27 protein-coding genes are annotated in these 26625 nt (G+C 50.5%); 5 read left to right on the plus strand and 22 right to left on the minus strand.

Annotation, left to right across the window (positions count from 1 at the left end):
• Positions 1 to 309 precede the first annotated feature (309 nt).
• The 7 genes from MJ768_RS05975 to nth form a co-directional block, all read right to left on the minus strand.
• On the minus strand, positions 310 to 1248 hold the full coding sequence (locus MJ768_RS05975; protein WP_239288916.1) for a right-handed parallel beta-helix repeat-containing protein: 939 nt from the start codon (positions 1246 to 1248) through the stop codon (positions 310 to 312).
• Between the two features lie 69 nt (positions 1249 to 1317).
• Positions 1318 to 2259, minus strand: coding sequence for a right-handed parallel beta-helix repeat-containing protein (locus MJ768_RS05980; protein ID WP_239288917.1), 942 nt, complete (start codon positions 2257 to 2259; stop codon positions 1318 to 1320).
• A gap of 478 nt (positions 2260 to 2737) precedes the next feature.
• Entirely contained in the window at positions 2738 to 3235 is a 498-nt protein-coding gene (locus tag MJ768_RS05985) for a GNAT family N-acetyltransferase (protein WP_239288918.1), read from the minus strand.
• Entirely contained in the window at positions 3232 to 3531 is a 300-nt protein-coding gene (locus tag MJ768_RS05990) for a type II toxin-antitoxin system TacA family antitoxin (RefSeq protein ID WP_239288920.1), read from the minus strand. The genes MJ768_RS05985 and MJ768_RS05990 overlap by 4 nt, the downstream gene beginning before the upstream one ends.
• A 134-nt stretch (positions 3532 to 3665) precedes the next feature.
• On the minus strand, positions 3666 to 4226 hold the full coding sequence (locus MJ768_RS05995; RefSeq protein WP_239288930.1) for a cob(I)yrinic acid a,c-diamide adenosyltransferase: 561 nt from the start codon (positions 4224 to 4226) through the stop codon (positions 3666 to 3668).
• Positions 4226 to 4648, minus strand: coding sequence for a DUF1841 family protein (locus MJ768_RS06000; protein ID WP_239288932.1), 423 nt, complete (start codon positions 4646 to 4648; stop codon positions 4226 to 4228). Before MJ768_RS06000 ends, MJ768_RS05995 begins: the two co-directional genes overlap by 1 nt.
• Complete coding sequence (nth, locus tag MJ768_RS06005) at positions 4648 to 5280, minus strand: endonuclease III (RefSeq protein ID WP_239288934.1); 633 nt, start codon at positions 5278 to 5280, stop codon at positions 4648 to 4650. Before nth ends, MJ768_RS06000 begins: the two co-directional genes overlap by 1 nt.
• Positions 5281 to 5841: 561 nt before the next feature.
• Here nth and mobB point away from each other — a divergent pair.
• The 5 genes from mobB (at position 5842) to moaC (ending at position 8140) form a co-directional block, all read left to right on the plus strand.
• Complete coding sequence (gene mobB / locus MJ768_RS06010) at positions 5842 to 6357, plus strand: molybdopterin-guanine dinucleotide biosynthesis protein B (RefSeq protein WP_239288936.1); 516 nt, start codon at positions 5842 to 5844, stop codon at positions 6355 to 6357.
• Complete coding sequence (locus tag MJ768_RS06015) at positions 6347 to 6670, plus strand: MoaD/ThiS family protein (protein ID WP_239288938.1); 324 nt, start codon at positions 6347 to 6349, stop codon at positions 6668 to 6670. Before mobB ends, MJ768_RS06015 begins: the two co-directional genes overlap by 11 nt.
• A gap of 264 nt (positions 6671 to 6934) precedes the next feature.
• On the plus strand, positions 6935 to 7189 hold the full coding sequence (locus MJ768_RS06020) for a MoaD/ThiS family protein (protein WP_239288940.1): 255 nt from the start codon (positions 6935 to 6937) through the stop codon (positions 7187 to 7189).
• A gap of 1 nt (position 7190) precedes the next feature.
• Entirely contained in the window at positions 7191 to 7664 is a 474-nt protein-coding gene (locus MJ768_RS06025; RefSeq protein WP_239288941.1) for a molybdenum cofactor biosynthesis protein MoaE, read from the plus strand.
• Positions 7661 to 8140 (plus strand): cyclic pyranopterin monophosphate synthase MoaC, encoded by a 480-nt coding sequence (moaC, locus tag MJ768_RS06030; RefSeq protein ID WP_239288942.1) that lies wholly within the window; start codon positions 7661 to 7663, stop codon positions 8138 to 8140. Before MJ768_RS06025 ends, moaC begins: the two co-directional genes overlap by 4 nt.
• A 1-nt stretch (position 8141) precedes the next feature.
• Here the strand turns inward: moaC and mog are convergent, their stop codons facing one another.
• From mog to MJ768_RS06105, 15 genes are all read right to left on the minus strand, one after another.
• Positions 8142 to 8690, minus strand: coding sequence for a molybdopterin adenylyltransferase (mog, locus tag MJ768_RS06035; RefSeq protein WP_239288943.1), 549 nt, complete (start codon positions 8688 to 8690; stop codon positions 8142 to 8144).
• Between the two features lie 236 nt (positions 8691 to 8926).
• Complete coding sequence (locus MJ768_RS06040; RefSeq protein ID WP_256449829.1) at positions 8927 to 10231, minus strand: putative O-glycosylation ligase, exosortase A system-associated; 1305 nt, start codon at positions 10229 to 10231, stop codon at positions 8927 to 8929.
• 4 nt (positions 10232 to 10235) lie between these two features.
• Positions 10236 to 11066: a formyl transferase gene (locus tag MJ768_RS06045; protein ID WP_239288944.1), complete on the minus strand. Its 831-nt coding sequence runs from the start codon at positions 11064 to 11066 to the stop codon at positions 10236 to 10238.
• Positions 11059 to 12282 (minus strand): prenyltransferase/squalene oxidase repeat-containing protein, encoded by a 1224-nt coding sequence (locus MJ768_RS06050; RefSeq protein ID WP_239288945.1) that lies wholly within the window; start codon positions 12280 to 12282, stop codon positions 11059 to 11061. Before MJ768_RS06050 ends, MJ768_RS06045 begins: the two co-directional genes overlap by 8 nt.
• Before the next feature lie 16 nt (positions 12283 to 12298).
• Positions 12299 to 13711, minus strand: coding sequence for a phenylacetate--CoA ligase family protein (locus tag MJ768_RS06055; RefSeq protein ID WP_239288946.1), 1413 nt, complete (start codon positions 13709 to 13711; stop codon positions 12299 to 12301).
• Positions 13708 to 14961 carry a glycosyltransferase gene (locus tag MJ768_RS06060; protein WP_239288952.1) on the minus strand — a complete coding sequence of 418 codons (1254 nt, stop codon included), beginning with the start codon at positions 14959 to 14961 and terminating at the stop codon, positions 13708 to 13710. The genes MJ768_RS06055 and MJ768_RS06060 overlap by 4 nt, the downstream gene beginning before the upstream one ends.
• Positions 14954 to 16174 carry a TIGR04063 family PEP-CTERM/XrtA system glycosyltransferase gene (locus tag MJ768_RS06065; RefSeq protein ID WP_239289106.1) on the minus strand — a complete coding sequence of 407 codons (1221 nt, stop codon included), beginning with the start codon at positions 16172 to 16174 and terminating at the stop codon, positions 14954 to 14956. The genes MJ768_RS06060 and MJ768_RS06065 overlap by 8 nt, the downstream gene beginning before the upstream one ends.
• A 118-nt stretch (positions 16175 to 16292) precedes the next feature.
• Positions 16293 to 17336 carry a bifunctional UDP-4-keto-pentose/UDP-xylose synthase gene (locus MJ768_RS06070; protein ID WP_239288954.1) on the minus strand — a complete coding sequence of 348 codons (1044 nt, stop codon included), beginning with the start codon at positions 17334 to 17336 and terminating at the stop codon, positions 16293 to 16295.
• Positions 17337 to 17428: 92 nt separating this feature from the next.
• Complete coding sequence (locus MJ768_RS06075; protein WP_239288956.1) at positions 17429 to 18454, minus strand: NAD-dependent epimerase; 1026 nt, start codon at positions 18452 to 18454, stop codon at positions 17429 to 17431.
• A 57-nt stretch (positions 18455 to 18511) separates the two neighbouring features.
• Positions 18512 to 20425 (minus strand): XrtA/PEP-CTERM system amidotransferase, encoded by a 1914-nt coding sequence (locus MJ768_RS06080; RefSeq protein ID WP_239288958.1) that lies wholly within the window; start codon positions 20423 to 20425, stop codon positions 18512 to 18514.
• Between the two features lie 44 nt (positions 20426 to 20469).
• Positions 20470 to 21624, minus strand: a complete 1155-nt coding sequence (locus MJ768_RS06085) for a TIGR03088 family PEP-CTERM/XrtA system glycosyltransferase (protein WP_239288960.1) — start codon at positions 21622 to 21624, stop codon at positions 20470 to 20472.
• Positions 21614 to 23212, minus strand: a complete 1599-nt coding sequence (xrtA, locus tag MJ768_RS06090) for an exosortase A (RefSeq protein ID WP_239288964.1) — start codon at positions 23210 to 23212, stop codon at positions 21614 to 21616. The genes MJ768_RS06085 and xrtA overlap by 11 nt, the downstream gene beginning before the upstream one ends.
• Positions 23209 to 24498 (minus strand): TIGR03087 family PEP-CTERM/XrtA system glycosyltransferase, encoded by a 1290-nt coding sequence (locus MJ768_RS06095; RefSeq protein WP_239288966.1) that lies wholly within the window; start codon positions 24496 to 24498, stop codon positions 23209 to 23211. Before MJ768_RS06095 ends, xrtA begins: the two co-directional genes overlap by 4 nt.
• A gap of 5 nt (positions 24499 to 24503) precedes the next feature.
• Positions 24504 to 25511, minus strand: a complete 1008-nt coding sequence (locus tag MJ768_RS06100; protein ID WP_239289107.1) for a FemAB family XrtA/PEP-CTERM system-associated protein — start codon at positions 25509 to 25511, stop codon at positions 24504 to 24506.
• Positions 25512 to 25552: 41 nt separating this feature from the next.
• Positions 25553 to 26404 (minus strand): XrtA system polysaccharide deacetylase, encoded by an 852-nt coding sequence (locus MJ768_RS06105; protein WP_239288968.1) that lies wholly within the window; start codon positions 26402 to 26404, stop codon positions 25553 to 25555.
• Positions 26405 to 26625 lie beyond the last annotated feature (221 nt).

Below are 26625 nucleotides of genomic sequence, written 5' to 3' on the forward strand. Positions count from 1 at the left end.
CCAAGTTCGAGACGATAGATTAACTTTTACCCACGCAAATGTCAGATGAACCTAATTTTTAATGCCTTGATGGTGATATTCATGATTTCATATGCTCAAGCACTAACAGACTTTTCCAGTCAGCCCCTTTATCGTTACCCCCCACCGTATCGTGTGAATGCTATGTGGTGGACAAGCCGTTTGGTTTTGAGGATCAAGTCGGTCGAGGGTAGAACCGGGATTCATCGAAAGCCAAATTTAACTCCGGTACCTTCCGTGCAGGCGTCGATAATTCCCATCGTATACTGGATACAAAAAATTCTGCCGGTTTTACATAGGAGTTATTAGGGTAACCGGGCCGGTAGTATTAGCTGTGTTATTTGTTATAGTGTTATTGCCATAGGATTTCACTATTGCATCAGCGTCAATTGTAAAAAGTCCATGACTGTTTCCCGTCACCATGCTTTTGCTAATAGTGACTGAGGAGGTTCCAGAAGGAAAGGCTCCTGCACTAACGCCTGCGAAACTATTCGAGATCGTTGAGCGGATCACGTAAATTCGGTTGTTAGCGCCGACGATTTCCGAAAATGCTAAAATGCCATTTATACCTCCTGTCACGATTGTATCGCGGACGGTTGCAGTCGTGGTCGATGCAGCACCGTTCGCAAGGATACCAGCGGAATTACCGAGAAATCTCGATTTCGAGATGATAGCCGTTGCCCCCCCTTGAAGCTCAAAGCCAGTGTCATTGTCGCGAATAAGGGTGTTGACCATCCGCACCGTTGCCGCTGAGTTGACTAAAACGCCGCGTTGGCCACCACCTGAAAAATTAGAAATGACACAGTTCTCAATCGAAAGATTGCCGTTGCTGTTCATCAAAACCCCATTATCACCACCCAAGCCATTAATGGTCAGACCGCGCAGCACCACATTCACAGTACCAGGGTTGATTATCACTCCGCTCCTACCTGTACCGGCGGTCATGCCGGCATAGACGCCTGGCGCGGCCGTCAGCGAGATCGACCGGGTGAGCGTGACGAGGCCATAATTGCCGGAATCAAGTACTACAACTTCGCCGTTTGTATCAACAAAGTCTACTGCTACGGAAAGGTGGCGGCAGGGGTTGATAACATCCGCGCAGTTGGTTGCGGTATTGGTGTTTAGTCCATAAGACGCTACAAAGGCGCGCGCGACAAGGGTGGCCTGTGCAGGAGTAACCATGAGGGTAAACAGAATTGCAAACAAATATACTGCTGGGAATCTAAACATGCTGATCTCCTTATTGTTAAGGTCGCGGGCTTGACCGGGAACCTTGGATATTCCCGGTTCGGCCAGTTTTTACTGGAGACCACCTAGTAGCGTAGTAAGCGAGCCTGTATTACCAGTGTTACCCGTTATGGTGTTATTCAACAGCGAATTTATTAGTCCGCCGGCGCCCACAAAATATCCAACCAAGTTTCCGGCCACCATGCTCTCGCTGAGAGTAACCGGAGCAATTCCGGCAGAGGCAGATGATGCGACACCTTTTAAATTATTTGTGACCGATGAACGAATCATGCTTATCCGGGCACTTCCAGTGCCACTTGAAATCGCTTCAATGCCAGTACCCCCTGAAGTCACGATGGTGTCGCTGATGACGACAGCCGGGAATGGGGCGGAAGTGCTTGTCGCAAGGATGGCAGTATCATTATTTCCGAGAAACTTCGAGCCTGAGATGTCGGTGACCCCCCCCCCTTGAAGCTGAATGCCTCTGTAATTGTCGCGAACAAGGGTGTCGACCATCCGCACCGTTGCATCCGAGCTGACTAAAACGCCATGTTGGCCAACACCCGAAAAATTTGAAATGACACAGTTCTCAATCGAAAGATTGCCGTTGCTGTTCATCAAAACCCCATTATCACCACCCAAGCCATTAATGGTCAGACCGCGCAGCACCACATTCACAGTACCAGGGTTGATTATCACTCCGCTCCTACCTGTACCGGCGGTCATGCCGGCATAGACGCCTGGCGCGGCCGTCAGCGAGATCGACCGGGTGAGCGTGACGAGGCCATAATTGCCGGAATCAAGTACTACAACTTCGCCGTTTGTATCAACAAAGTCTACTGCTACGGAAAGGTGGCGGCAGGGGTTGATAACATCCGCGCAGTTGGTTGCGGTATTGGTGTTTAGTCCATAAGACGCTACAAAGGCGCGCGCGACAAGGGTAGCCTGTGCAGGGGTTACCATCATGGCGCACAGAATAGCTAACAGATATACAGATGGGGATTTTATCAGCATGATTTTATCCTAAGTTATTGATTAATATTTGTGTAATATGTAAAACCAAAATTTTTGGTTCGAAAATTTGCCTATAGTTTAGAATGAGCTTCTGCAGTTTAGTTCCGAATGTTAGGTGTTATCGATACAATTTAATTGTCTGACATTGTATCATTCTGTCGTTGCAGCCAAATTTGATTCAGGTACCGAGAGAATTATCCAATACAATATAAGGCAAATTAACGTAGAGTAAATGGCATAAATAGTTTTGGAAAAAATAATGAGCCAAATAATGTTGCCGTATCTTACCAAGCATAAAGCATGCCAAATTGTAGCATTAATAAAATTGTCCTTAGATTGCACCATCTTAGCTTAATTACAGCATTTTGATATTTATCAAAAAGGTATTTCTAAATATATCGTGTAAAAATATCCGACATTCTGACACCTTGATTAACTTTTTTAATTTTGAATAGTTCGCAAGGAGGTAGCTGATGCGTCACATAAACACTTTGCGTGCATCTTTGAGCAAAAGCAGTAACTGTTTCTCTCTCAGCGGTGAGGGTACAAAGCCAAACCGTGCATAGAACTTAGCGGCGGCGTCATCTATTGGGTGCGTCAGCATTGCCCGGATACCAGCTTGCTCTGCAATCAACAGAGTTCGCCGGATAGCGTCCTGTAGCATTCCCCGCCCGATGCCACGGCCATGATCCTGTATCGACACCGCCAGCCGCGCCAAAATCACGACGGGTACGGGGTATTGCCCCATGCCTTTGCGGATACGTTCCGGTACGTCTAAGGTATCAATTTGCCCAACGGTCAAACTAAAATAGCCGACCACACGATCATCATTAGTAACAACGAAGGTTTTTGCCGAACCACTGCTCTGCGCTTGCCTTGCATGGCGTACCAACCATTCGTTGAGCGCCGGTTTGTCGCAGTCGAACGACTCAAGGCGATGACTTATGTCGAGGGATACAGGACTACATAAGGTCATTTTTCATCCCAAGGAGCACGTTTTGAAAACAAACGTTGCAAACCGGGGCTATCCTCAGCAGGGCGATCAAGCAGATCGAGCAGTGCTTGATATTGGCTATTAGTCACCATGAATAGCCGCTGATCCAGCAATGTTTCTTGGGCAGCCTGGCACGCACTTTCAAGGATGAAGTCAGTCAATGATTTATGCGTGACTTCCGCCGCTCGGCGAAGAATGGCTTCCTGCTCAGGTGTTGCGCGCAGACCCAGGCGCGATGAACGGGGTGCGCGAGCATTAACGGTAAGTATAGATGGCATGATGTACCCTAAATTGTTAGTTCAATATTTATATATGTTAGCACATTGGGCATACGGCGTCGCGGTTATCCATCAATAAGCGATCGCGCGCGCTGCCGCCAGTTTGGATCAAATGGATCCGCCAAGATTGACGGTTATGTCTCTTGCAGCTTTACTGATTTTCTTTGCCATAAAGTTTCTTCTTGCCCCATTGTGCGATTAAGTACACGACACAGTATGAACAATAAGTCAGAAAGACGGTTTAGGTAGGGCAGGCCATATTGTGGCACGGCTTCGAGCTGGGTGAGTGCGGCGAAGTCTCGTTCAGCGCGGCGTGCCACGGTACGGGCCACATGGCATTGTGCCGCTGCACGGGTTCCACCCGGCAGGATGAATTCTTTCAGAGGGGGCAGGTCGGCGTTGTAGTGAGCAATGGCTGCATCCATGTGCAGGAGCTTGTCTTCGGTAAATTGCGCAGCAGGGTATGCTAACGCGCCACCGAGATCGAACAGGTCATGCTGTACATGTAACAGTAATTCGCGCACGTCATCCGGTACGATTTCAGCGAGTAGCACGCCGAGGTGACTGTTTAGTTCATCTACGCTGCCGATAGCGTGAATGCGTGCGCAATATTTTTCCACGCGCGTGCCGTCGGCTAGTCCGGTGCTTCCTTTATCCCCCGTGCGGGTGACGATTTTGCTTAAACGATTTGCCACTATTGCGTCTCCAGACAATTCAAGTATACGTTTGCATCTGGTGCCGTGCCGTTACGTTGCGCCTGCCAGATCATTTCACCCAGGCATTCCATCATGCGATGTTGAGCGTTGTGTTCTGATTCATGTTGTGCGACAAGCCGCTGAAAGTGCATGCGGATGCCATGCGGTTGGTCAATGGAAATCTGTTCCTCAATGGTGAGGTGCATCATCAGGTGCAGGAAGGGGTTAGTCGTGCCTTGCTCTGGTGTGTAGTCTTTATCCTGATAACGTTCCGGATTTTCCAGCATTGCGTAATATTCAGGATGCTTTTCGATAAGCTGTGCAGCGAGATCTTCCAGCGGAGAGAGCAACGTGCCTGCGCGACGCTTGCGCCAGGTATCGATGAGAAACATTCGTGCTTCATCTCTGCTGGGATTGAACATTATATTTCCTTGTGAAGGTATTCGCACAGATCAACGATGCTGCAAATGCCACATTTTGGCTTGCGCGCTTGACATACGTAGCGTCCATGCAGGATCAGCCAATGGTGTGCATCATGTTTGAATTTGTCTGGCACGAATTTGAGCAGTTTTTGTTCCACTTCCAGCATGGTCTTGCCGGGGGCAAGGCCGGTGCGGTTGGATACGCGGAAGATGTGTGTATCTACTGCGATGGTGGGTTGGCCGAAGGCAGTGTTGAGCACTACGTTTGCGGTCTTGCGTCCTACGCCCGGCAGAGATTCCAGCGCCTCGCGTGTTTGCGGCACTTTTCCATCATGATTATCCAATAACAGTCGGCAGGTTTGAATAATGTGCCTTGCCTTGGTTTTGTAAAGGCCGATGCGCTGCACATAGCCGCGCAATTTTTCTTCACCCAGTTCGAGAATGCCCTGCGGCGTGTTAGCTACCGGGAATAGTTGCCGGGTGGCGGTATTTACGCTGACATCGGTAGCTTGCGCCGAGAGGATCACCGCCAAAAGGAGCTCAAACGCCGAGTGGTATTCCAACTCAGTGGTAGGGTGCGGATTGGCTGTTTGCAGGCGTAGAAAAATTTCTTGGCGTTTTGCTGGATTCACGAAGTAGTCTCACACAAGCAAAATTGGACTGCGCAGTAGTTGCTCATAATGGAAGTCGTAAGCTTGCAGAAGGATTTCTGTAACTTCTAAAACCGGCATCCGAAATGCGGCAAGATTGTTTCGTTCGGATAATATGCATGTCCAGTTTCTCGGGGTCTGGCTAATATTTTACATGACAACTTGTGGGTTGTTAGAGCCCGAAGTAACAAATGCAGCTTTTTCTTTTTGGTGGCCAAGATTAAGAGTTACGGCAGGGAAGTATCAAATGCGGGACTTTACCAGCGAGCTTGATATCTACGGCACCGCCATCAGCATATTGGATTGCAGGAGGGCAGGGGATAATACCTTCTTTGAGTTTCTATATCGAGATGTAAAATTCACATTTCAATTCGAAATCGGTGTAAGGATAGGCGGGCGGCTGGTAGCAAAAATGAGGTAGTGTAGTGCTGTGCGCTGGGTATGCAGAACAGCTTAAGCCAGATTGACTTCTGTCTTGACGGATGGGTTCACTGTACGCTACGCTGACACTACAATTTGGTCATGCGCATTTAAATAAACTTTATGTTTAATAAAAAAATAATTGGTTTCGCGGGTTATTCCGGTAGCGGCAAAACGACGTTGCTGGAAAAAGTTATTCCTTTTCTGACTGCACAAGGCTTGCGCATTGCCGTTATCAAGCATGCCCACCATGATTTTGACATCGATAAACCGGGTAAAGATACCTACCGCCATCGTAAGGCAGGTGCAGGCGAAGTATTGATTGTTTCTTCGCAAAGATGGGCGTTAATGCATGAGCTGAACGATGAACCGGAACCTAGCTTGGAATATCTTTGTTCACGGTTTTCAGGCTATGACCTTATATTGGCGGAAGGTTACAAGCATGCAGCCATACCAAAACTGGAAGTGCATCGCAAAGAAACCGGGGCTGAAAGTCTATATCCATCCGAACCGGGTATTATTGCAGTTGTGACAAATAGCAAAGATAAGTTCCCGCTACCTGTGCTTGATATTGACGCGCCAAAGGAAGTGGCCGCGTTTATTTTGAATTATTTTTCCAGGGAAAGTCATGAAAATTGAGATAGTGTATTTTGGTAAGCCGAGAGAAAATTTGAAAATATCACAGGAAACTGTAGATGTTCCGGGAGAGTCGTTGACGCTTGCCGGCCTGCTTGCATGGCTAAGTTTGCGTGGAGAAACATGGGCACAAGAAATGAATGAAGATCGTGTGCGCTGCGCGGTTAATCAGGAGTTTGCCGGTCTGGCAAGACAATTGAACGAAAATGACGAGATTGCCATCACCGCTCATTACCATGGTTGTTCTGAATTTTGGACTGATGATCCCCGTTTAAGACCAATTGAGCCACGCTTTAAACAGAACATATGCTCTTGATTTACTGGTGATTTTATAAATTGCCGCACAAAACGTTCGCTTACCGCAGCGCGCCGTACGGAGGTCTATCGTTTGGCGAAAAGTAAATCCGCTCATCCTTCGACTGGCTCAGGACGAACGGATTTGCTTCTTCTGCTGGAGGTTGAAAGTTGATTGCCCACTCTATTTCACATAGAGCCAAGAAATTCTCATTATCCATACTTGATATAGACTACCCAAAAGAATTAGCTGTATTTATTTTGAATTATTTTTCCAGGAACAACCATGAAAATTGAATTGGTGTATTTCGGTCGGCCGAGAGAGCATTTGAAGATATCACGCGAAACTGCAGATGTGCCAGCAGAAGCATCCACGCTAGCCGGTCTTCTGGCATGGCTGCGTTTGCGCGGGGATATATGGGCGCAGGAGCTGGCAGACAGCCGCGTGCGTTGCGCGATTAATCAAGAGTTTGCTGGCTTGCCTGCAGCCATTAACGAGCATGACGAGATTGCCATTTTCTCGCCTATTTCCGGAGGTTGAAATGAGCGTGTTAATACAGGAAGACGATTTTGACCTGGCCTCCGAATTGACAGCCCTGCGTTCCGGAAACTCAAAAGTGGGTGCCATGGTTAGCTTTGTCGGTTTAGTGCGCGATTTTAGTCATAATGAAACGATAGAAAATATTTATCTTGAATACTATCCCGGCATGACAGAAAAGGCGCTGAATAAAATTATTGCTGAGGCGACTGAACGGTGGAGCTTAATAAATGTCCGTGTAATCCACCGCATTGGGCAATTGTTTGCAAACGACCAGATCGTACTGGTGGCGACTACGGCATTGCATCGCGGTGAAGCATTTGCGGGCTGTGAATTTATTATTGACTACCTGAAAACTGCCGCCCCATTCTGGAAAAAAGAACAAACCAGGGAAGGTTCACAGTGGCTGGAAACACGTGACACTGACGTGAAACGCATGGAACATTGGCATAACGATACAGTCAGGAAATCAGCATGACAAATGGCATGACCCACTTCGATCAAGACGGACAGGCACATATGGTGGATGTTGCTGGCAAGAGCGAGACCCAGCGCATCGCAAAAGCGTCCGGTAGTATCAAAATGAGTCCCAGCACGCTGGAGTTGATTGCTTCCGGTACAGCCAAAAAGGGCGATGTGCTGGGTATAGCGCGCATTGCTGCGATACAGGCGAGCAAGCGTACCGCTGAATTGATTCCATTATGCCACCCGCTGTATCTGACTCATGTTGCGGTGGAGTTTCATCTCGACCATGAGAGCAGCACGGTGGAATGCATCGCCACCGCAGAAACGTTTGGCCGCACCGGTGTCGAAATAGAAGCCATGACCGCAGTAAGTATCGCCCTGCTTACTATCTATGATATGTGCAAGGCGGTTGATCGTGGAATGGAAATTAACCGGTTACGCTTACTGGAAAAAAAGGGTGGGCGTTCAGGGCATTGGCAAGCTGCATAAATTATTTTTGTCGTTGCGCTGACTTGGGACGGAATGATGTTAATACGTCTGGATTCGTTTCTATGTAGGGCCCACCAATCAAATCTATGCAGTAAGGCACGGCGGCAAAAATTCCATCCAGTGTTTCCTTGATTGCTTTCGGTTGCCCAGGCAGGTTCAGAATAAGGGACTGTCCGCGTGTCACGCCAAGCTGGCGTGACAAAATTGCCGTAGGTACATAGCGCAGACTGACTGCACGCATTTGTTCTCCGAAACCAGGTAATACCTTGTGTGCCACGGCCAATGTTGCCTCCGGAGTGACATCGCGTAACGCAGGACCGGTTCCCCCTGTAGTCAAGATCAGATGGCACTTTTCCTGGTCTGCCAATTCAATCAAGATAGTCTCAATCATCGTCTGTTCATCCGGTATCAAACGTGTGACACATTGCCATGGGCTAGTCAGAGTTTGTGTAAACCATTCTTGCAATGCGGGTAAGCCAGCGTCCTGATAAACCCCGCTGCTGGCTCGGTCGCTAATTGAAATAAGGCCAATTTTAAGTGTATTTGTCATATGTTTCGTCAGGTCGGGAGATGTAGAAAAATTCTTCGCGTGGAATGTAACCTCGCGATATTATTACTGATGGTTTAACTTATCAGACAAGTCAGCAAAACAATTATTTGTAAATTTTTCAAAGTAGTACGCTATTTTAACTATCACTATAACAATCATTCGCCCACAGACGGCTTCAAGCTCCGTCTAAAGGCTTTTAAGTCTGCTTATGAATAATATAACTATAGATTTCCTGGTTAACGCGTAGTTGCCAATGCACTATCTGTCTGCGTTTGTTCTTTCAATAAGATTGATGCACTGGCCGTCTGCGCTTGCTCTTTCAATAAGATTACTTTAGTCAGTACAATAATCATTAGTAGGTGGTAATAGAGATCGAAATTGGACAGCCCAAGAAAGGCTCCGGCCACCGCATAGCCAACCATGCTTACCTGCCCCATTGCAGCCAAATCCGCTGCCCATTTTTTGTCAGGATCGCGTTTCGCCTGTTTTATTACCCAAGAGCCGGTTTGCCACGTCAAGATAGCAAGCAATAACCATAGTCCAAGCCCGATAAATCCATGCTCACCCAGCACTTCAAAATATACGCTATGCACATCATGGACATTGGACGGATCTGGTGCGTACGCATGGAATGTTTGATATTGAAACATTTCAAACCCGCCGCCGGTGGGACGGGCCTTAGCCACATTCCATGCTGTCCACCAAGCGTTAATCCGGCCTTGGGCTGATTGATCCTGCTCATAAGTTTTAATGGTTGACATGCGGTCATACCACTCTTGCGGCATAACCATGGCCACAATACCGATGGCGGCGGCAAGCATAACGCCGGTGAAGAATTTATTCCGGCTTTTCATCCAAAAGATCGAGCCCATTACCGCCGCGCCCACCAGTGCACCTCGAGATTGTGAGCCGATGGCCGATACTGCGGTTAGCACCATAGCTGCCCCCAATCCTTGGTGTAGCCACTTGCGTGCCTCATTCAACTGTAAATAGCGCATCAGAGGAATAGTCATTAGCAAAGCCAAAGCGATTTCATTGTTGCCGGCGATGAATGTCCCTGGCGGTCCCTGTACATGAAATGCACCACCTCTCAGTATAGTGAAAATTCCGCCTTTCACTCCATAAAAACCAAGTGACAGCGCAATTACCCACACCAGCCCATGCAACCGTTGGCGATTATTTATTACCAGAGGTGTAAGAAAGATCATGATTTGAATTTTGATGACTTTTTGCAATTGCTCCCAGGCCAGATCGGAGAAAAGCGCAAAATAGGTGGTTACCGACATCCATAAAACATACATGAGCAGCACCGTCATCTCTCGCGTCCACGGCATGTGCTTCGGCTCTTTTGAAGAGAATATGCTGATCAATGTTGTAATTGCCACGATATATGCAAAGGGCATGGTGGTCGCGAAACCCCAAGCCAGCTTATGGGGGTTCATGTAGCTCAGCCAGGAATAAAGGTAAAGGCCAACATGTGGACGCGATAAGACCATGGGCAAAATCCCAAACACGATAGCAGTGACGATCAAATCACGCACTGGCTTACCTCTGTTCTTTCTCGGAGGAAGTGACGGTAAACCATGTCACGCGCTTCTTTAAATGTATATTCTTGAGTAAGCCATTGTGCAAAGCTTGTGCGAGGTGTTGCTCATGATGCCAGCCGCGATCCTTGACCTGATATAACTTGCCCTTGCCTGATTGCGGTGCACCCAGCGCTTCGCTTCGCGCGAGTCGTCCGATCGCCTCGGCGTAAACCTCGGCGCTATCGCGCACAGCGCGCCAAAACAGGGTGAGTTCGTTATCGCCCTCATGCACTTCGGGGCAAATATGGGCGAGCAGCTTGCCGGTATCGATACCGGCGTCGATGAAGTGCAGCGTGCAGCCGATTTTTTCCGGTTCGCCGTTATATAGTGCCCAGAATGTGCAATCTGCGCCGCGGTATTCGGGCGACAAGCCACCATGCAGATTGACGATGCCCAAAGGACCGCGAGAAAGCAGCGCCCCTTTGATGAGCGAGGTGCCGAATACGGCAATTATGTCGGGCCGAAGCCGATCGGCAAGTTCGATTACACTCGGATGATTAATGTGTGGCACTTCGGATATCAATTCGGGCCTATCGAGTCGCGGCTCGGCATCGCCAAAGAAAAACTTGCCTTCACCCCCGCCAGCATAACGCTTGCGGTCGCGTAGCCAGCGCCACACTTTGCGCCACAGGTTATCCGGACGTAGCAGTTTGAGTATTTTTTTGTACGTCCAGTGGCTGCCTGCCTCTTGCACGATAGCTACTACCCGTATCGCACCACATAGCCGGTTCGCGACATAAAGATGCCGCGGCGCGCGTCCGCATAGCACCATGATCGAAAGCTCAGACATGTGGACACTCCACTGACTTGGCGATTCGTGTAGCGATGGGAGGAATGACACAATCATGCATATCCATCATCAGCGCATCGGCAAAGAATTTTGCTGCCCAGTTCGGATATTCGAAACGGGAATAATCGCCCCAGATCGGCGAGGAGCCAGCGATACCACCGCGCACCGCCTCGTCAGCATCATCAAGGCGCTGCGTGCGTTTTACGTAGCCGATTGCACGGCGCGCGTTCTCGCGAAATTCCGGTGCGCCGCCATCCTGCGCCAGGCGCGTCCAATTGAGGCTCATTTGCGCTACGCCAGTGAGACAGCTGTAGTTTGCGCGTGACATCCAATTATCCGTATAAGTGCCGGCAAGCCAGCCGTCGGCGCGCTGCACCTGCGCCATGCCGCGAGCAGCAGCAAGCGCAGCTGAAAGATAACGTGCATCGTCCAGCAATACCCCGCTCTCCAAAAAACCACGAATCGCATAGGCGATGGTATGAGTAAACGGTGCCTTGTCCGGAGTAAAAGCGTTGGTGCAAAACCAACCGGAAGCTTTTTGCTGAGTGAGTGCCCAATCGAGATTGCGTCGCGCCGCTTGGGTTAGTTCTGGCTCGTTCGCGATCAGGCCCGTGGTCACTAGCGCCCAAGTGCCACGAGTGTTGTACACGTGCGGTACATCATTGTGTTCGAAGCGATACCAACAGCCATCGGAATCTTGCTGACGCGCCAGCCACCAACCTGCCTTGACCGCTGCTTCCAGACATTCCTGGCGGCCCAGTTGCAGATATCCGGCGAGCATGCCATGCATGATCTGACCGGTATTGAAGATCACCGGGCGGCTGCCTGCTTCGCCGAAGTGGCCAGGGAACGCGCCATCATTCTGCTGTATGGAGAGCTCCCAGTCGATCATGCGCCGGGCACGTCTCTCCAGATCAGGGCGTTCCAGCATCTTGCTCGCCGCAAGAAAGGTTTCGATGATGTAGCCGGTGGTTTCCGGATAGCTTGGCAGCCAGCTGTCCTCAAAGCTCCATCCTGCCGAAACACCGCCTGCGTCGGGGTGGCCGTCCCTGATGTCCTGGGCGCGGCAGAGCCAGTCGATTACGCTCGCGAGATGGGTCGCATGGTCGAACTCGGGTTGGGCCGATGCAGCAATGTTATTGAGGATCAGACGCATATGTCGCGGCCGCCAAGGACGGTAGCGGAAAGGAAGCGCAAGCAAATTAGCAAGGTTCATGTTACTCGTTTTCCTGTTAAATTTTTTCTGGTTGCATGGCGGGCCTCGATTCTCGGAGTACGCTATCCAAGCCAGATTGCAGTCGCACGTGGCTCACCACGTAGCGGTACTTGCCAGAGGCTTCCGGCGGAATCGAGTCCACAAGCCGTAGTTCGACCCGCACGTTGTCGCCGAGTCGAGCTTGAATTCCGCTCACGGCCTTGTATCGAGATTGCTCGGTCCAATCAAGGTTTCGCACCACCAGAATCTCTACGTCCTGAATGCCGTGCTGGATGAATTTGAACTCGTCGATGCCGTCCGTTGCGCGCAGCACGTAGATTACCGCAAGCGCATGCATGATCGTGCCATCGGAGCGCACCACGAAATCTGTGGTGCGGCCCATCACTTCGCCGATCACGTGCAGTCCGCGTTCGGCTTTGCAGGTGTCGTTGGCGTAGCGTACCACGTCGCCAGTGCGGTAACGGATGAAGGGCTGCGCGTGGGAACAGAGTCCGGTCATGACCGCTTCGCCGGATTCGCCGGGCGCGACCGGATGGCCTTGTGCATCGAGGACTTCGAGGATGATGCTTTCGCTCATCAGCAGCATCTGGCCGTCCGGGGTTTCGTGGGCGGTGAAACCGATGTCGCGGCTGCCGAATTCATTGGCGGCGGGAACGCCGAAAATTTCTTCGATTAGCTTGCGCTGGTGCGGATAAAGCGGTTCGCCAGTGGTACACACCACCTTGAGCGAGGGCAGCTTGAGCCTGATGCCGCGTTCTCCAGCGTGCGCCGCCAGCAGAGCCAAGCTACTAGCGTAGCCGTAAATGCATTTTGGCTGGAACCAGCGAATGGCTTCGATGTAGGCGTCCATATTGGCCGCCGACATGTCGAAAGCGTTCAGCACCAGCTGGTTGAGCAGCCGGTCCCGCAGCGCCTTGATATGGCCGGTTTTGTTTAACTCGACTGGCGCGCCCCAAAGATAGACTTCCCGGTCACCCACCTCGACGCCCCACCAGCGCCGTGCACGTATGCGCCCGGCGGCATCGGAGGCCTGGCGCAGGCGTCCATAGTGAAAGATCAACGGCTGGCCGCTGGAGCCTCCAGTATTGTATTTGAAGGCCCCGCCGGGAATGTCGCGCCAGACCAGTTGCTCGATGTTGCGGGTGGCGTCCTGCTTGGTCATGGTGGGCAAGCGGCGCAGTGCTTCCAGGGTGAGCGGCGCGTCGCATCGCGGCTCCAAGCCGGCGGCGCGAATGCGTTCGGCATGCCATGGACTGTGCTGTTCCGCCGACTGGAGCAGCAGCTTGAGCTTATGCATCTGCAATTGCTCGACCCCTGCGCGGGACATCCATTGGCTCTTTTCCAGCTCGTCCAGGTAGCCGAAGGTGGGGCGCTGCATCAGCCGTTCATGCAGCGGATAGACGAGGTGGCGGGCGAGCAGCGGGATCATGGCGTGGGCGCGGAGTGGGTCTTGGGTTGCTTGACAGCCTGAGTGCCGAGGTCTGCGATCAGGCGGGCAAATTCTTCGGTGAGAACCGCCACCCGGCTATCCCATGAATTGGTGCGGGCGTAAGCGATAATTGCGTCGCGATCCCAGTTCTTGACGAGAGCGGCGGCGATGGCATTTTTCAGCGCATCCCGTTGTCCGAAAGGGACGATGGTGCCCAATTCCGGCTTGCACACCACTTCGGCATTGCCGCCCACATTTGTGCTTACTACAGGCAGCCCGCAGGCCATCGCCTCCAGAAAAACATTGGCCCAGCCTTCGTTGCGCGTCGCCAGTACGAATACATCGGCGGCACAGAGCGGCCACTTCAGTTTATCGGCGGGCATAGCCCCTAGAAAATGCACTGCATGTTGCAATCCTAGCTCCACCACTTGTTGTTCGAGCTGCGGGCGTATGTCTCCCTCGGCGCAGGCACCGCCCACGATTAGGTAAACCAATTCGGGGAAGTAGGTTTTCAATTCCGGCAGGCATTCGATGACTCGATGGAAACCCTTGCGCTCCACCAGTCCTCCTACTGAGATTAACACCGGTGCGTCCACATGAATACCAAACTGGGCGCGAGCCTCGAGACGGGATACGGGGTGAAACTTGGCGGTGTCCACGCCGTTTCCCACTACACGGATTTTGCTATCGGGAATACCCAGATTTATAACGTGGCGGCGCAAGGAATCAGACACGGAGAACACGCGCGCAGCACGGTGTAAGGCGCGCACCAGCAGCGGGCGCAACTGGGAATTAATTGAATGCCGCACTTCAGTGCCGCGCAGGGTAATGGTTACCGGCACTCCCAGCCATTTGCCCAGCCAGGTGGCAGCATAACCATCAGGATAGGCGAAGTGACTGTCTATGATATTGAAATTATGTTTCCGTTGTAGTCGTCGCATTAAAACGAATGTGCTGAGCGCGAGAAAGACGCCATCCAAGGATTTAACTATACCGGGTATTGAGAAAAACCGGGGGTGGAGCACTTCGATGCCATCTTGGATTTCTCGATATGGTGGTGCGGGACGAAAATGGGGGCGAAAGGCACGGATCAATCCCTGAAACGGAAACCACGGCACGGGTGCAACGACCATGAGCGGTAACTCCTTGGCGACGCGGAACATGCGTTCACGAATGAAAATGCCTGCACTTTGTTGAGTGACATTTGGAAACAGCGTGGTAAAAACTACGATGCGTGGAGTGTCAGGCATGGTTTGCGTCCTGGCCTGCAAGTTGCTTATAAATAGACGAGTAATTGGATACAGACTTTTGCCAGTTACGTTCGGTTTCAACAAAGCGTCGACCAGCAGCACGCATTTCTGGCCATTTCCATTCTTCAGCAAAAAGCCGTGATATCGCATCGGCCAAGGCACGAGGATCTCCTGCCTTGAACAGAATGCCGGTTATCCCATCTTGAATGAGTTCCTTGTGCCCGCCAACATCGGAAGCCACCAGTACTCTTCCCTGAGCCATGGCTTCCAAGGGTTTTAAAGGGGTAACCAGTTCCGTGAGCCTCATAGAATGGCGAGGATAAGCAAGGATGTCGATCAGATCATAATAACGTTGGACCTGGCCATTGGGCACACGGCCCGTAAATACAAGTTTGTTCTGAATGCCAAGTTCGAATGCGAGGTTTTTTAACATGGCATCTTGTGGTCCTCCGCCAACAAGCAGTATCCGTGCATCTGGTACAGACTCAAGAATCATGGGCAATGCTTGTAACAGCAAATCCAGTCCTTCATAGGCATAGAATGAGCCTATGAAGCCGATTACACGGTAGCCTGCCAGACCTAGTTGCTGTTTAAGTACGTTATCCGGTGTGCTTTCCAAGGAAAATTTTTCAATATCCACGGCATTGGGGATGACGGTGACTTTTTGTGCCGAAATGCCACGCATCACGATATCGTTGCGCAAGCCTTCACAGATTGTGGTAATAGCATCCACGCGCTTGAAAGCATAAGTTTCAAGCGCATGAGTGAGGCGGTAACGTAGACCCTGTTCTTTGCTGGTACCATGATCCACCGCTGCATCTTCCCAGAATGCACGAACCTCATAGACCACTGGAATGCCCAAGCGACGGCCAACGCGTAAAGCGGCTATGGCATTCAGAGCAGGGGAGTGTGCATGCAAAATATCCGGTTTAACGATTCTGGCTACTTGATCAAGACGGCGAGTAAGACTGTTAATGACGAAAATCTGGTTCAACAAAGGGACTTTCGCCATTTGAGAGATTGCATGGTGTGTACGGAAAAAATGCCAGCCATCGATATTCTCCTCGCTTGCGCTGCAGACACCCTGCTTTGGACTAGTCAGGTGAGTGGTTTCCCACCCCAAAGCACGTTGTTCTTTAAGAATAGAGAGAGTGCGAAAAGTATAGCCACTATGCAATGGAATGGAGTGATCGAGGATATGTAGGATGCGCATTGCTTTTTTTAAACCGGCGGATTCAAGTTCGAAGTGCAACAGATAATGTTGGCTTGGTATAGCGTACCGTTTTTTTGAAGAGTACCTATCCAGATTCCTAATTTCAGCACCTTGTATATCATTCCATCAGGTTGCGTGCGTCATTAATTTGTCCGCGGTAAGCATCAAAAATTTTGCGCAAAGCATCGGCCATCGAAATGACTGGCTCCCATCCCAGTTCCTCGCAGGTGTTGGTGATCTTGGGAACACGGTTTTGGACGTCTTGGTAGCCATTGCCGTAATAGATTGCCGCAGTGGTTGTTACCAGTTGCACCTTGCTCGCAGAATTGCGGTACTCAGGGTATTCCTCGGCCAGTTTCAGCATCATGGTAGCCAAGTCGCGGATAGAATAGTTATTGACCGGGTTGCCGATGTTGTAAATCTTGCCGGAAGCGATACCATCCTTGTTTGCAATGATCTTCATCAGTGCGGCTATACCATCGTCGATATAAGTGAATGCGCGTTTCTGCTGCCCACCGTCTACCAGACTTATATTTTCGCCGCGCACGATGTGGCCGAAGAATTGTGTCAGCACGCGCGAGCTTCCTTCTTTCGGCGTGTGGATGGAGTCCAGTCCAGAGCCGATCCAGTTGAATGGACGGAAGAGTGTAAAGTTCAACCCCTGTTCCATTCCATAGCCCCAGATCACTCGATCCATCAATTGCTTGGCGCAGGAATAAATCCACCGTGGTTTATTGATCGGGCCGCAAATAAGCTCAGAATTTTCGGGGTCAAATTCCTCATCGTGACACATGCCATATACTTCAGAAGTAGAAGGAAATATTAGGTGCTTCTTGTACTTAACGGCTGCGCGCACGATGGGCAGATTAGCTTCGAAATCCAGCTCAAATACTCGCAGTGGTTCCTTGACATAAGTGGAGGGCGTAGCAATTGCCACCAACGGCAAAATCACGTCGCACTTCTTTACATGATATTCCATCCATTCTTTGTTGATGGTGATGTCACCTTCAAAAAAGTGAAAGCGTGGCTGATCGAGCAGATCGGTGATACGGTCAGCGTTCATATCCATACCGTACACATCCCAATCAGTCGTAGCAAGAATGCGGTTGGACAAGTGGTGCCCGATGAAGCCGTTTACGCCAAGGATCAAAACCTTTTTCATTACAAATTCCTTAAATAGATGCACTGCAAGGTAGCATGCAAGTTATGAATTATTAATCAAACCAACTTAAGCGGGAAAAATATGAGCCAAATTTATGGGCTCTGTAAAAACATTTTTGCATGATGCATTTGGAACCAATCGGCAAACTTGATTACTCCTTCATTGAGCGGAGTGCCAGGAGCAAAGCCGACCATTTTACGCAGATCACTTGTATCCGCATAAGTCGCAAGTACATCCCCAGCCTGCATTGGTAACATATTTTTAATCGCTTTCTTGCCGAGCGCATTTTCGAGCGTTTCAATGAACACCATTAATTCCACTGGCTGATGATTGCCGATGTTATACAGGCAATAAGGAACATCGCTGCTAGCCGGATCAGGGCTGGCTCGATCAAATGATGAGTTAGCCTTGGCAGGTTTGTCTAATACGCGCACGATGCCCTCGACTATATCGTCGATGTAAGTAAAATCGCGTTGCATTTTTCCGTGATTAAATACATCAATTGACCGGCCTTCAAGAATTGCGCTTGCAAACAAAGAGGGGGACATATCCGGCCTGCCCCATGGGCCATAGACTGTAAAGAAACGTAGTCCAGTGGTTGGCAGATCATACAAGTGACTGTAAGAGTGTGCCATCAGTTCATTCGATTTTTTTGTTGCAGCGTAAAGGCTAACCGGGTGGTCTACATTGTCGTGTTCTGAAAACGGCATTTTGGTGTGTGAGCCGTATACGCTCGAACTGCTGGCATACACTAAATGTTCTACTTTGCTATGGCGGCAGCCTTCAAGCACATTCAAAAAACCCACGATATTGCTGTTTATGTAAGCATGTGGGTTTTTTAAGGAATAACGCACACCTGGCTGGGCGGCCAAATTAACAACTCGTTCGAATTTTTCGAACGTAAATAATGCTTCCATGCCTCCGCGGTCGGCTATATCCATTTTTATGAAACGAAAACCAGGGTATGACACCAGTTGCTTCAGGCGATCTTCTTTTAGCTGTACATCGTAGTAATCACTTAGATTGTCGACGCCAACCACTTCGTCGCCATGCTCCAGTAAACGTTTGGCAACATGCATGCCGATAAATCCGGCTGCGCCGGTAATCAATACTTTCATTTAATCTTTTATCCGTGGATTTAAATTAGAAGTACACTATTTTGCGCTGCTTGTTTTTCATGCTGGGTAATTGAAGCTGCTTTGCTGCATGTTTCGAAGAAATGCCTCGAACATCAACAGTGTCCACAATGGTGTGCTGTAATCGCGCAGCCCGGCTTGATGATGGTCAACCATTTCGCAGAGGTAATCTGCATTAAAGTAACCAGTGGCTGCCAGCGTTGGGCCCAGCACTGCCTGTCGGACTTTTTCTTTCAGGGGGCCGCGGAACCAGCTTGCAAGCGGCACCGCGAAACCCATTTTTTTGCGGTATAAAATTTCATCTGGCAGGTGAGACTCCATTGCTTTCTTGAATATATACTTGCCTTCCCCACCCTGAAGCTTGAGCGATGCGGGTAAGCGTGAGGCCCATTCCACCAATTTGTGGTCAAGCAGAGGTTCGCGTACTTCGAGCGCGTGCGCCATGCTGGCACGATCGACCTTGGTGAGAATGTCGCCCACGAGATAGGTCTTGATGTCGAGGTATTGCACTCGTGCCAAGGGTTCCTGTGCAGGTGAGCGTGCATCGTGCCGGTACATCACTTCCACTGCGCGATAGCCTCCCAGTTCTTGGCTAAATTCAGGGCTGAAGAGGCGCGCACGCATTGCATCGCTCAAGAGCGAAATGCTATGAAAATAACCTTCTACCGAATCGCGCGCCATGCCTTCAAGTGTAGATTTTGCACGAAAAATTTTAGGTGCCCAATCTGCTTTTGGATAGAGCTTGCCCAGCAAGCCGAATAAGGGGCGACGCACAGCAGATGGAATGAAGCTGCGCATGCGTTCTTCGTTCAGATGCCAGCGATAACGTCGGTAGCCTGCGAAGTTCTCGTCGCCACCGTCACCGGAAAGCGCGACAGTGACGTTTTTTCGCGCCAGTTGGCACACGCGGTACGTGGGGATGGCGGAGCTGTCTGCGTAAGGTTCATCGTAGAGCGCAGCTAATTTATCGATGAGATCGAAATCATCGGCATCAACTTGTTCCACTCGATGATTAGTGTGGTAGCGTGTTGCGACTTTTGCTGCGTATTCGGATTCATTGAATGCCGGATCGCCGAATGAGATAGAACAGGTGTTCACCGGTTCGGTGGACAATTCGGCCATCATTGCCACCACGGCGCTGGAATCTACGCCACCGGAGAGGAAAGCCCCCAGCGGTACCTCTGAGACCAAGCGGATTTTCACAGATTCGCGTAACAGGGATATGAGTTCTTCTTGCGCTTCGCCTTGCGTCATCGGAGCAAGGGGCTGGAATGGTACGTCCCAATATTCTCGCGGCTGCGGAATTGGCTGGCCGCGCTTCACGGTGAGGGTATGCGCGGGCGATAGCTTTAAAGCTTGTTGGTAAATTGTGCGCGGTTCGGGAACATAGCCGTAGGCGAAATACTCTTCAATCGCGCGCGGATCAATGTCACGCCGCAACGCTGGATGGGCGGTCAATACCTTGAGCTCGGAACCGAAGATAAGTTGACCGTCGTCGAGCAGTGCATAGTAGAGCGGCTTCACACCGAGGCGATCGCGTGCCAGAAAAAACGTCTCTTTATTGCGGTCCCATAACCCGAACGCGAACATGCCGCGGAAGCGTTCGACGCAGGCTTCGCCCCATTGCTCCCAGGCATGCACGATGACTTCAGTATCGCAGCGGGTGCGGAAGGTATGGCCTAGTGCTTGCAGTTCGGGGATCAAATCGACGAAGTTGTAAATTTCGCCGTTAAACACCACCACCACGCTGCCGTCTTCGTTGAACAGGGGCTGATGACCGGAGGAGAGGTCTATGATCGAGAGCCGCTTGTGCGCCATTGCTATCCCTGGTTCCGCGTGCAAGCCACTCTCGTCTGGGCCGCGATGATGCTGAGTCTGATTCATGCGCGCAAGTAGCGCCTGGTCAATGGGGCGCTTGGCTTGCGTATCAAATATACCGGCTATGCCACACATGATTTTATTTTCATTTTTATGATGTTAGCTGTCTCTATTTTAAATCAGCCAGATAATAAATCACCCAGCACTGTGTCATATACGCCTAGGTATCCACGTACCATGGCCGACATTGAAAAATGCGCCTCAATTTTTGCCCGTCCCGCCGCACCATGCGTATGGGTGCGAGTACGATCTTGATAATACATTAGCAAGGCATGTGCCATCGCTTTCGGGTCGGCAGACGGTACCAATGTGCCAGTGATACCCGCGTCCACCAGTTCGCTGTTGCCGCCGACGGCGGTTGCAACTACCGGCAAACCGCATGCCATCGCTTCCAGAATAGTGTTGGATACGCCTTCGCCCAACGAGGATAAGCAGAATACGTCGAATTGGCGCATCAAATCTGCTATGTCGTCACGGTTGCCCGGCAGCCAGGCGAGATGGTCGACATTAGATTGCTTGAGCAAGGCCAGGCAGTCCATGCGCGCCACACCTTCGCCCAGAATTACCAGCCGCGCGCGAGCACGGATCTCGGGTTTAAGTTCGAGCATGCGCAGAAAAGCACGCACCAAATTTGGATAGTCCTTTACCTCCGCCATGCGTCCCACGGCGCCGATCACAAATCCATCCGGCGGGCAAAATCCCGGCGGGCCGAAGTTAATTCTTGGTGCAGTGAACGGTGTGAATTTTACACTATCGACACCGTTGTAAATTTGGGTAGCGATTGCCGGATTTACACGCACGGTATCGATTAACCAGCGTTCCAAATCTTTACTCACTGGAATGTAATGCTTTACCAGCGGCCGGATTGCTTGCCTCAGCAAATTGTATTTACGATTTTTGCCCTGCAAGTCGAACATGTCACGCCCATGTTCGCCATGCACTCTGTTGCTGATGCCAGCGGCAGCGGCGACAACTTGCCCTTCCAAGGCCGCGAGGTTGCGTGTATGCACAATGGCAGGCTTGAGCCGCCGCAGCTCACGAAACAATCGGCCATACAGGCCTATATCATTGCCGGCGCGCTTGTTTAGTGCTACCAATTCGACAGGTTGATTCAAGCGCTTATGAAACTCGCTGTATCCGGTCAAGCATACGATGGCGTGGCGATAGCGTTCTGGGGGCATATGGTTGATCAAATTCACGATGCCATTTTCCATGCCGCCCACGCCAAAATGATGAATGACATGCACAATCAGCGGTGGACTATTAGTGTGCATGTGTTCCGTGCTCTGCTACTTCATTAAGGCTGGCATCGATTGCCGGCAGCATATCGTTGGCAAAAGATTGCAGTGACGATGCCGCTGATTCCGGCGTACCTTCATAGGGGGCTGTAATGATGATCACTGCACCATCGTCACGCTGCCCAAATAGCCTGGCCTTTGCCAAAAGCAACTTTGCCAGATACGGGTTGGTAGTATAGGTACCTCCCAAGCTATTCCAACTCCAGATCAATAATCGGTTATTGGGGGCACGCAATAATGTTTGGTGGATTGTTTCATCTTTGCCACGGAGAGAAATTTTGCGCTGCCCTTCGCCCACATTGCTCCATACTGGATGTTTTTGCTGGATCATGTAGTTTTGGGAATTAATTAATTCCGCATCTTGGCGCTGAGTCCGGTAATAACCGAGGTACACGCTGATGATCTTATTTTCCTTGCGATAAGTGTGCATGGCTTGTGCATTGGTGCCAACGTAGTGTGGCTGCCAATCCGTAAGTGGCGTAGCTTGTAAATTCCAGCCTTGATTTGACTCAGGCAGTTTAATCATTAGCTCATCGGTTTTGATTGGACGGCTGTCCAAATAAGCCGCATAGGCAGGCCACAAGGCTGCAACCAGAATGGTGATAACGCCCGCCATGGCAAATCCTCGGCGCGTGATCGTTCCGCGAGCCGTATTGACAGCAATCCTGTTTTCTTGCCGTTGGCGATCTGGTTGATCTTCCCGCCAGAAAGCGCCGATCCAGAATAGCAACGTCATAACGATTCCGAAAAAGACCCAGCCGTAGATGTAATGATCAACTCCCAATGCCAGTTGCATATTGCTTAAGTGGGCGATCATCACGATCATATAAGCGCGCATTCCATTGGCAAAAATGGGGACGATCAATGACAGTGCTGCAAAAATGAGCCTGCGTTTATTACTGCGATAGGTGAGATAGCCATATAAGGTGCCCAGAGTGAAAGATGCGATCAGGTAGCGCAAACCGCTACAACCTTCTACGACGGACCACTGGCCACTGGGTATTGTGAAAAATGTTCCTTCGCGGTAAACCGGAATACCTGTTATTTGCAGTGCGGTCACTACAAAATCGGCAGTGAAATCCATCAGCGGGGGGATCAGAAATTCCCCAAAAGGAACGGCAAAAAACAGGAATCCGAGGGGGAAAGTAATCGCGCGGGCTACCCGCAGCCCCAGCATAGTCCAGACCGCCACCGGGATCATTGCTACCAAACAAAACTGAGCGACAACCAGCACACTTCCGGCATCGGCAAGCAGCCAGCCAAGGCCTAGCCCTGCCATGGCCAACAAGCCGCGGTAATCCGGGCATGGGGCTATCTCAGCAAGCGATTTGCGCTTCATCCATATGAGATAGGCACTAATCGGAAAAATAAAAAAACCGTGGGTAAAGGTCTCGGATCGCAGCCAGATAGCGACGGTGGATAATACGGTTTGCTGATAAATTACGAGAATTGTGGCAATGGCCGCAAGTGTGAGGATAGCCATGAAGCGCCATTGCAATACTGGCTGCCAGGTTTGGCTGTCAATGCTGGACGGAGTTAACGCTTCGGGTGTTGTGCCAGTCATCGTTGCTCATCCTTGAAAGCGGTCAAGTGTGGGGTTTCTTGTGTTATCCAAGTATTTTTGTCTGGTTTGCAGAATTCAGACGCAGTTATCGGAGCTTCAGAAAGTAATGTTTTGACATGCGCAAGGCTGCGTTCCCAATCATAATCAGCCAGAATCCGGGCGCGTGCGGTTTCGCCAGAGCGTTCTTCGGCTTTACTTGCGAGCATCGATATAATAATGCGGCTAAACTCCTGGCTGTTGCTGGCAATATGCAGTTCTTTACCTGATGTCGCCAAAATGCCTTCTGCTGCTTGGGGAGATGCAATAACAGTTTTGGCCATGGACATAGCTTCCAGGACTTTGTTTTGTAAGCCTCTGGCGATGCGTAAGGGCGCCACCGCTAGTTTGGCATGGGCGAGATAGGGTCTGACATCAGCTACTGCGCCTGTTACCAGAACTCCAGGCAGCTGCGCCAGTTCCTGCACGGCTGCGGTTGGACGAGATCCCACGATATAAAAGCGTGCATGGGGATGTTTAGCAAGTACAGTGGGAAAGATTTCCTGGGCAAACCAGCGCACGGCGTCCACATTCGGCCAATAGTCCATGGCGCCGGTAAATACAATGGCTGCCATGTTTGTCTGGTACGGATCAGGATATTCTCGGCTGGGTGAAAAATAGTCACTATCTACACCATTATTGAAGAATCCAATTTTTGCAGCACTCTCCGGTGCCAGTTGTTTAAAAAGATCGGCCTCAGCTTTCGAAACGAACAGCGATGCATCATACGTGCATGCCACTTGTCGCTCGTAGCGAAGCAGCAATTGGCCTTCGCGTTGATATAGCCAACTCATGGGCCATGGCTTTCTTATTGCGTATTGGCGCCATTTGTCTGAGTCTATGTCGACGAAATCGATGATACAACGCGCTTGTTGGATGCCTGTTACATATTGTGCCATGGCGGAAGAAAATATTAGAACGCGTTTTATTGTCTGCGCCTTTATTACCTTTCGTACCCACTCCTGTAATTCGTTATTGCGGTAATAATCTAAGGTAAGAGGACGATTCATAGCCAGTGCGCCCAAGCTACGCAGGCGCGCCGTGCGGGGATTTAAAGATGCGAAATGGGTTTCTTTGCACAATTGCCTTACTGTATTTATGTATTGCCAGTCGTCTGGATCATCGATAAAGGTGCCGAGATGAACATGGTAGTGTTGCGCCAAGTATTTTAGCAAATGGTATGAACGTATTTTGTCACCCTTGTTGGGCGGGTAGGGGATGCGGTGGGTAAGATAAAGCAAATGATCCATTGGCCTTATCCCAAGTTTTTTACGATGTGCGGTCCGAGCCAGTTAGCTACTGGCAGGGGTAGTTTTTGCCAAATTTTGATGAACAACTGGTATTTTGGATTCAATGGATTGGTGTCAGGCACGGTTTTCGCCCGGAGCAATTGATATTCGTAATGCAGCGGCTGCGGCTCGAACCCCCAATTTTTCTTGAAATCGAACGGGCCGGTGCCGCGCTTGCTGCGGCCATAGTCGAATATCTTAATGCCGCGCTCGCAAGCGCGCCGCATCAGTTCCCAGTATTTAAAATCATTTGCCGCAAAATCGCGAGCCTCCACGGTGTCACCCGCGTAGTAGGGTAATACTTCATCGCGGAAATAAAAGCTCAGCACGCTGCTTAAGATAAGCCCGTCTTTAACTACGGACAGTACTTCGCAGTCGCTGCCGAATATTTCTTTAAGTAGCACGAAATAGCGTTTGGGCAATGCGGGAGTGCCATGGCGGTGCACATTGTCCGCGAAAACGGAAAAAAACCGTTCCACGCCATCGTCGATCTCGCTAGCGAGACCGTTTTTAATGCCCTTTCTAACCATCGCCCGCTGTTTGCGGGGGATGGCGAGCATGTTGGCTTCCACGTCCGGTTCGATAATCTTGCGAAAAGAGACATAGAGATTCTTGCTTGGCCATTCAGTGTGGAAGGGCATAATGTTGCGATACTCCAGGAAGTCCACGGATAGTTTCGCAGCCAGCATCTGAGCCGCATCATCCAGTGCTTTCCGCGCGGACTCTGTATTTGCAATGATACCGCCGTAAACGCAAAACGGTAGTGAGGATAATGAATGTCCAAACAATCTGCTGTTTATCTCTGCCAGAGGTAGAATGCCCTGGATGGTCCCGTTTTCTTCAGCTAGCATGAAGTAGGTGTGGTGCCCAAAGGCGCGTTCTATTACTTCTTTCCAGCCAGCTCGATGAAAAAATGTGGCGGCAGGACAGGCGTAAACGAATTCGTCCCAGCGTGCTGCATCATTTGATGTCATCACGCGTACCTGCAGTGCGGGTGCGACCGCTGAAAAGCCCTTCACGCGTCTGCTTTCATGAATATGCGGTCCATGCGGTCCCAGTGAAAATCCCGCAACAACGATTGTATGCGGGATTCCATACGTTTCAGATTAACGTAATGGCGAAAGCGTGTTTTCGCCGAGATGCTAAATTGACGCGGTTGGTCTGGATCAAGCTCCCAAGGGTGAAAATAAAAAATGCAGGGTTTGCCGTCCTGCCGGTTGACACGGCGTATAAGCCAGCGCGATGCTTGATAGGGCAGCAGTCTGAAATAGCCTCCGCCTGCCGCTGGCAAGTTTCGGCCCAATAATATAGCAGTGGTGGGGGGGAGTTCCAGCATGCCGTCCTTGCCGCGCGGGTAGTGGGCAAAGCGAGGTGCATCAGGCATGCCGTAATGGTCGTGTCGAATCGGATAAATGCTGGAACTATATTGATAGCCAGCTTCCTGCAGTAAATCAAGCGCCCATAGGTTGTCAGCACCGATGGAAAAGCTCGGGGCACGATAGCCAATTACTGGGCTACCTGAGAGGTCTTCTAATGTTTTTTTGGCGCGAGAGATATCCTCGTTGAATTCATTGCGGCTCAGCTCGCTAACGCGCTGGTGGCCATAACCGTGACTGGCAAGCTCATGTCCATTGTCTACGATGCGGCGCACGATGCCAGGATAACGCTCAGCGATCCAGCCTAAAGTGAAAAAAGTTGCGTGCGCCTTACCTTCATTCAGCAAAGCTAGTGCGATATCAATATTGCGTTCTACCCGGCACGGCAGACTTTCCCATTGCTCGCGCGGGATGGTGGAGGCGAAGGCCGAGACTTGGAAGTAATCTTCCACGTCGATAGTCATCGCGTTACGTATTAGCGTTGTGGTCATCAGATTTTTCCCGGTAAAACCCGTATTTGATAACATTTGTTGCGCAGATTGCTTGCTAAAACCGCTTCATTTTAAACTAAGTGCATTGCGGAAAAAAAGTCGTGCTTACATTGTCGCCATACGAGTTGCTGCGAAATCTTTGCTGGTAGTCAATCTAGATAATGCATACTCGCAGGCTTTGTTAGGCTTTTTTATTTTGGCTCACTTTGTATTTGTAGAGG

Origin of the sequence: Candidatus Nitrotoga sp. 1052 (assembly GCF_927312905.1) — a bacterium.
Lineage (GTDB): Bacteria > Pseudomonadota > Gammaproteobacteria > Burkholderiales > Gallionellaceae > Nitrotoga.